The following is a 6,296-nucleotide window of genomic DNA, read 5'->3' on the forward strand; positions in this document are numbered from 1 at the left end:
TGTTATATTTCATAAATGGATCCACAAGATTCCCTCTCAAAAAAATCTGATTCTCTTTTAAAAAGCATAGGACCGGGGTTCTTATTGGCGGGAGCTGCCATAGGGGTTTCCCACCTGGTGCAAGCCACCCGGGCCGGCGCCGATTATGGTTTTATTCTAATTTGGGTGTTGATTTTAGCCTGCGTCACAAAATACCCCTTCCTGGAATTTGGGCCCCGTTTTGCCGCAGGAACCGGAAGACATCTCATTGCCGGATATAAAAGCCTTGGCAAATTTCCCTACTGGACCTATGTGGTCATCACCTTTGGAAGCATGTTTATTATTCAGGCGGCGGTGACAATTGTTACTGCTGGTTTAGCAGAACGATTATTTAATGTGGGCCTCTCTCCTTTTATATGGAGCCTTATTATACTCGGCGCCTGTATTGCGGTTCTTATCATCGGGAAATACCCTGGGCTGGATAAGAGCATGAAGATCATCGTTACCTTTTTAACCCTCGCAACTCTTGCTGCAGTTCTTATGGCTCTTGGAGCCGATACCGCGGGTAAGGCAGTAAACACTGAAGCTCCCTCCCTCTGGACCACCGCCAGCATAGGGTTTATGATAGCATTTATGGGCTGGATGCCTATTCCTCTGGATGCTTCGGTATGGCATTCTCTCTGGACAAAAGAAAGGTCGCTCCAAACAAAACAGAAGCTCTCCATTAAAGGCGCTTTTACTGACTTTAATATGGGATATCTTTCTGCTGCTTTTATAGGATTGCTGTTCTTTTTGTTGGGTGTGTTGGTCATGTTTGGCAGCGGAACTTCCTTTTCCTTGAATAGCGTAGAGTTCTCATCACAACTCATAGATCTTTATGGCCAAACCCTTGGCAACTGGAGTAAGCCACTTATTTCTGTTGCAGCCTTTGTAACCATGTTCAGTACTGTTTTGACAGTAACAGATGCGTATCCGCGGGTGATCTCAGAACTGAAAAATCCGGATAAACACCAGCCACAGGATTTGAAAGAGAAATGGAAACGCTACAAAATTTCAATCTTCATCATACCCCTGCTGTCCCTCGCAATATTGTTTTTTCTCTCCGGGTCTTTTACCATTTTAGTAGATTTTGCAGCCGGATTGTCCTTTCTTTCAGCTCCTTTCATCGCCTGGTTTAACTACAAACTGGTTACCGGAAATCAAATGCCGGAGAAAGACCGACCTGGAAAACCTTATAGGATTTTTAGTTTGATCTGTTTTGCATTGTTGGTCCTATTTAATTTTGTGTATTTATACTATAATTTCTTTTTGTAAAACCCATGTATCAACTTCAGTGGAAATGTGTTTCACAGGTAGGTTTGGATTTTCCCTTCATTTTATCAAACAAAAAAGCGCAACCAAATAAATGATTGCGCTTCTGCTTTTAAAGTCCTCCCCTATTGGGGGAGGATTTAGGAGGGGGCTTAGATCCTTCGCCTGCGGCTCAGGATAAGCGACTCACGAGGTTTTGCTGTGCAAAATCTGTTCGCTGCTTACAGCAATCAAATAAAAAACGCAACCAAATTAATGGTTGCGTTTTAGTATGATTTGAGTTTAAAGAGATCCTTCGCTTTCGCTCAGGATAAGCGACTCACGAGGTTTTGCTGTGCAAAACCTGTTCGCTGCTTACTTCACTTCCTCGAAATCTACATCTTCAACGTCATCGGCTTGTTTAGAGCTGTCTCCGCCTGTCTGTCCGTTTTCAGATCCCGGTGCACCTTCCGGTCCTCCGGCTTGTCCTCCTTGTTCGGCTTGTGCTTTGTACATCTCTTCAGAAGCTACTTTCCAGGCTTCGTTGATCTTATCCAGTGCTGGAGAAATAGTTTCAATTTCCTTGGTTTCGTATGCTTTCTTCAACTCTTCCAAAGCATCTTCTACTGGCTTTTTCTTATCATCAGATAATTTATCACCAAATTCTTTCAGTTGCTTTTCAGTTTGGAAGATCATTGCATCAGCTTCGTTTAGCTTATCAACTTTTTCCTTAGATTTCTTATCGCTTTCAGCATTTGCTTCAGCATCAGCCTTCATTTTCTTGATCTCATCTTCTGTCAGTCCTGAAGAAGCTTCAATTCTAATGTCCTGAGTCTTGTTGGTAGCTTTATCTGTAGCGCTTACTTTAATAATTCCGTTGGCATCAATGTCAAAGGTTACTTCAATTTGAGGAGTTCCTCTTTGAGCTGGTGGAATTCCATCCAAGTGGAATCTACCTATGGTCTTATTATCTGTGGCCATTGGGCGTTCTCCCTGCAATACGTGAATTTCAACCGATGGCTGATTATCAGATGCGGTAGAGAATACCTGAGATTTCTTTGTTGGTATGGTTGTGTTGGACTCGATTAATTTGGTCAATACTCCACCCATAGTTTCGATACCTAGAGAAAGAGGAGTTACATCCAGCAACAACACATCTTTTACATCTCCTGTAAGTACCCCACCCTGAATAGCTGCTCCAATTGCAACAACCTCATCCGGGTTTACACCTTTTGAAGGTTTTTTTCCAAAAAATGCTTCTACTTCTTCCTGTATTTTAGGAATTCTTGTAGATCCACCTACCAAAATAACTTCGTCGATATCACTTTTTGTAAGACCTGCATCATCCAACGCTTTTTTCACAGGAGCCATAGAACGTTTCACCAACTCATCGGCTAATTGTTCAAATTTAGACCTGGTTAAAGTTTGCACAAGGTGTTTTGGTCCACTTGCAGTTGCGGTAACATAGGGTAAATTTATTTCTGTTTGAGAAGAAGAAGACAACTCAATTTTGGCTTTTTCTGCAGCTTCTTTCAAACGTTGCAAGGCCATTGGGTCTTTTCTAAGATCGATATCTTCTGCCTTCTGAAAATCATTAGCAAGCCAGTCGATAATCACTTCATCAAAATCATCACCACCTAAGTGGGTATCTCCATTTGTAGATAATACTTCAAAAACTCCGTCCCCTAATTCAAGGATAGAAATATCAAAGGTACCACCACCAAGATCATAAACCGCGATCTTCTGGTCGATGGATTTTTTATCCAAGCCATAAGCAAGTGCTGCTGCAGTTGGTTCGTTAATTATCCTTCTAACTTTAAGACCTGCAATCTCACCGGCTTCTTTAGTAGCCTGACGTTGAGAATCGTTAAAATAAGCAGGTACCGTAATAACTGCTTCTGTAACTTCATGTCCTAAATAATCTTCGGCAGTTTTTTTCATTTTCTGAAGGATCATCGCCGATAATTCCTGCGGAGTATATTTTCTTCCGTCAATATCTACACGGGCAGTATCATTATCCCCTTTCAAAACTTTATATGGAACTCTTCCTGCTTCTTTGCTAGATTCAGAATATTTATTCCCCATAAAACGTTTTATGGAAGAAATAGTCTTGGTAGGATTGGTTACCGCCTGACGTTTTGCAGGATCTCCTACTTTAATTTCTCCACCTTCAACAAAAGCGATTACAGAAGGGGTTGTTCTCTTTCCTTCTGCGTTAGGAATTACCGTGGGCTCGTTACCCTCCATTACAGCGACGCACGAGTTGGTAGTACCTAAGTCAATTCCAATTATTTTGCTCATAACTATATACTTAATTTTATTAATATTTCGTTTTCACATTTTGTATTAGTCAATCTTTATGCCAGCGGATTAGTTCTGACAGGTTGTCATAATGTTATTTCCCAACGGATTCCTTTTCTTTTTATAGCATATTGTCGGCTTTGTTTTCGACTTCATTTTTTATAAAAATATCTTAAAATTATTTTAGTATTTCGGAATGCCTGGTTGATCGCACAGAAAGAAAATTCTTAACAAGAATTAGGTAAAAAATAGACGCATAACCTACCAAATCCTTATTTTTGCAACCTTATAACTATTGAACAATGCAGAAAATTGAATGTATAAGTGTTTTTGATATGCTAAAGGTGGGCGTAGGCCCATCAAGTTCTCATACTTTAGGACCCTGGCGGGCAGCGCAGCGTTGGGTAGAGGAATTGAAGCAAAAAGACATCTTCGATGAGGTAGATAGCATTCATGTAGATCTATATGGTTCCCTTTCCCTTACCGGAAAAGGCCATGCGACAGACATCGCTGTCATGCTTGGTCTATGTGGATTTGACCCTGTAACTATGGATATCGATCAAATTGATCCGGAAATACAACTTATACGGGATACGCAAACCATTCGGCTGAATAATGAAAAGACCATCCACTTTAATTCCCAGGAACAAATAAAATTTAATCGGAAATTCCTGGATTTTCATCCTAATGGAATGACATTTCGAGCGGGTTTAATCAATGGTAAAAAAACCCTTTCCTCATTTTATTCCATAGGTGGAGGTTTTGTGGTAAAAGAAGAACGCAAAAATGCAAAAAAGAAAATGGAAAGCTTTCAGCAATTCCCTTTTCCCATAGAAAAGGCAACCGAACTTTTAGCCTTTTGCAAAGCCGAAAACAAACCGATCTCAGCCATTGTCCTGGAGAATGAAAAATCCCTTAGAAGCGAAGAAGAAATAGATGCTGGATTAAAACAGATCTGGCAGGTTATGCTGGAATCTATGTACACAGGATGCCATACCGAAGGCACTTTGCCAGGAGGATTAAATGTTCATCGCCGCTCTTTTGATATGCACAAACGCCTTATTGGCGATGTTCAGTACAATTCTCCTCAGGAATGGCTGGAAGTTATTCGACAAACCGAAGTTAAATTTCGCCAAATCCTCAAATGGGTAAGTTGTTTTGCAATAAGTGTGAATGAGGTGAATGCTTCGTTGGGAAGAGTGGTAACTGCACCTACCAATGGAAGCGCAGGAACGGTTCCGGCTGTTTTAATGTATTACCTGGTAATAGAAAACCACGAAGCTACTTTCCAGGATATTAAAAGATTTATGCTGGTAGCCGGAGAAATTGGCAGTTTGTTTAAAAAAGGTGCCACAATATCTGCTGCTATGGGCGGATGCCAGGCGGAAATTGGGGTTTCTTCTGCTATGGCCGCAGGAGCACTTACCGAAGCTATGGGCGGAACACCGGAGCAGGTGCTTATGGCTAGTGAAATCGCAATGGAACATCACCTGGGATTAACCTGTGACCCTATTGCAGGTTTGGTACAAATTCCATGTATAGAACGAAATGCGATGGGAGCGATCAAGGCGATCAACGCCGCAGAGATCGCTATGGAAAGTGACGCTTCCAAGGCCAAAGTGCCATTGGACAAAGTGATTGCTACTATGTGGGATACTGCAAAGGATATGAATTCAAAATACAAGGAAACTTCTGAAGGTGGATTGGCTGTAAAGGTTAGTTTAAGCGACTGTTAAAACTATTTCTATTTAAATTCTGGTAAAAAATGAATTCCTGATTGGTGACACAGGGAAACTTCTTCCTTGATTTTTCTGGGAACAAATTGTTTGCTGAATTCTATATGTATAAATTCAATCTAAATTTAAATAATTGACAATTTCAGTAAATCCAGATTGGGAGAAAATAAAAAACCTCTTTCGAAATTTCGGGTGGATGATTGCGTCCTATTTTGTTTTTTTCTTATTACTGGGAATTATCCATGCAGTTTTTCCTGAATTTGATCTCGAGCAATATCAGCAATCAAACTTAAATGAACTTCTAGAGAAGAGTCCCTGGAAATTCATATTTCTCGCTGTAATTCTTGCACCTATAATAGAAGAAGGAATGTTTCGCACCTTAATTCAACCTTCTCAAAACGAATTGCTGTTTTTTCTTACTATTTGGATTCTTGTGCTGGTAACCGCATTTATTCCCCTGGATGTTTTCTGGGCTGTCAAATATGTTTTTTTGATCCTTTTAGCCATCCTCTCTTTTTTATTTCTGAAAGAATTTATCCCATTACACTGGCAGCAACGATTATGTGAATTTCTGGGTCGGTATTATATTGCAGTTTGGCTCACAACCGCTGTTATCTTCGGAATGGTCCATGTTTTCAATTATGTGGAAGGTTTTCAACTGGACTTTGTATTATTCCTCCTGGTCATACCACGAATTATCGCCGGCTTCTTCTTCGGAAAGATAAAGATCGAGAACAATGGCCTTTTTTGGCCAATCCTGATGCACGCCATGAATAACGGAACCGTGGTTCTATTCCTGCTCCCCAGGCTTCTTTAAGAAACACAGTACTTTCTATAATATTCTGTTTCTGCTTTTATTGAAATTGAGCATTCTAAGAATTCAAGAAGATTTGGAAAATTATTCTACTATATATACTTCAAAAACAACAGATCAAGCCTTATGAAAAAATCAGTTTTTAATACGAAACTGAATGCTGCTGTCGCAATCTT

Annotated in this window: 4 protein-coding genes; 3 read left to right on the top strand and 1 reads right to left on the bottom strand. The window is 40.3% G+C overall.

What is annotated here, in order from left to right; all coding sequences use genetic code 11:
- Nucleotides 1-15 precede the first annotated feature (15 nt).
- Entirely contained in the window at nt 16-1,293 is a 1,278-nt protein-coding gene (locus tag GILLI_RS02845; protein ID WP_006987619.1) for an NRAMP family divalent metal transporter, read from the top strand.
- Nucleotides 1,294-1,644: 351 nt separating this feature from the next.
- On the opposite strand, the gene dnaK is transcribed toward GILLI_RS02845, so the two are convergent.
- Nucleotides 1,645-3,570, bottom strand: coding sequence for a molecular chaperone DnaK (gene dnaK / locus GILLI_RS02850; protein WP_006987620.1), 1,926 nt, complete (start codon nt 3,568-3,570; stop codon nt 1,645-1,647).
- Nucleotides 3,571-3,872: 302 nt separating this feature from the next.
- Here dnaK and GILLI_RS02855 point away from each other — a divergent pair, with 302 nt between their 5' ends.
- Together GILLI_RS02855 and GILLI_RS02860 are read left to right on the top strand one after the other, a co-directional pair.
- Entirely contained in the window at nt 3,873-5,306 is a 1,434-nt protein-coding gene (locus GILLI_RS02855) for an L-serine ammonia-lyase (protein WP_006987621.1), read from the top strand.
- 133 nt (nt 5,307-5,439) lie between these two features.
- On the top strand, nt 5,440-6,123 hold the full coding sequence (locus tag GILLI_RS02860) for a CPBP family glutamic-type intramembrane protease (protein ID WP_006987622.1): 684 nt from the start codon (nt 5,440-5,442) through the stop codon (nt 6,121-6,123).
- The last annotated feature ends 173 nt before the right edge of the window (nt 6,124-6,296 follow it).

It is taken from the genome of Gillisia limnaea DSM 15749 (genome assembly GCF_000243235.1).
In the GTDB taxonomy this organism is placed as follows: Bacteria; Bacteroidota; Bacteroidia; order Flavobacteriales; family Flavobacteriaceae; genus Gillisia; species Gillisia limnaea.